The sequence below is a fragment of the Streptococcus parasanguinis genome (genome assembly GCF_001074805.1).
GTDB lineage: Bacteria > Bacillota > Bacilli > Lactobacillales > Streptococcaceae > Streptococcus > Streptococcus parasanguinis_A.
Window position 1 is genome coordinate 1 of the sequence record NZ_JUPI01000006.1, and the last position, 816, is coordinate 816.

Consider the following 816-nt stretch of genomic DNA (forward strand, 5'->3'; position numbering starts at 1 on the left):
CTGATCGCGACTGTAGGCGACATTGCGGATAAAGAATTTAACAACCGTGTAACTCCTCCAGAAACTCCAGAATTCAATCCAGAAAAATATGTTCTAAACGAAAAAGAATTTGATTTGACTGGAACTTCATTATTAGATGATGATAAAGAGTTGGCAGACAAGTACGCAGATACCAATGCGAACCCATATGCGGACGATGCATCTAATAACGAAAAAGCGAATATCAATACTAAGACTGTTAAACCAAAAGATAAATTGGTTTACCAAGTATGGCTTGACACAACTAAGTTTGATGCAAACAACAAAGACAATATCCAATCAGTAGGAATCACAGATGACTACGATGAGGCAAAAGTCGACGTTGAAGCTTCAGCTATTAAAGCATACGATGGTAAGACTGGTGCGGATGTAACAGCTAAATTCGATATTACTGTGAACAACGGTGTGATTACTGCAACCCTTAAAGATGGCTTCACGAAGTCACTTGGCGACGCAGAAAACACTCAAATCATTGACACAACTAAATTCGAATTCGGACGTTACTACAAGTTTGATATTCCAGCAACTGTTAAAGCGGATGTTAAAGGTGGAGTAGACATCGAAAATACTGCGGCTCAAGTAGTCAACTACTACAACCCAGTAAGCAAGACTGTTGAAAAACCAAACAAACCAACTGAAAAACGTGTAAACAGCGTACCAGTTGAAGTAGAATTCAACTTCACTAAACGCTTGGAAGGCCGTGAGCTTAAAGCTAACGAATTCAGCTTCGTTCTTAAAGATTCAGAAGGTAAGACTCTTGAAACTGTAAGCAATGAT

The 816-nt window shown here is 39.0% G+C and carries 1 protein-coding gene; it reads left to right on the forward strand.

The window, feature by feature from the left end:
- On the forward strand, nucleotides 1-816 hold an 816-nt coding region (locus ADI76_RS00185), incomplete at both ends, for an SspB-related isopeptide-forming adhesin (protein WP_049513808.1).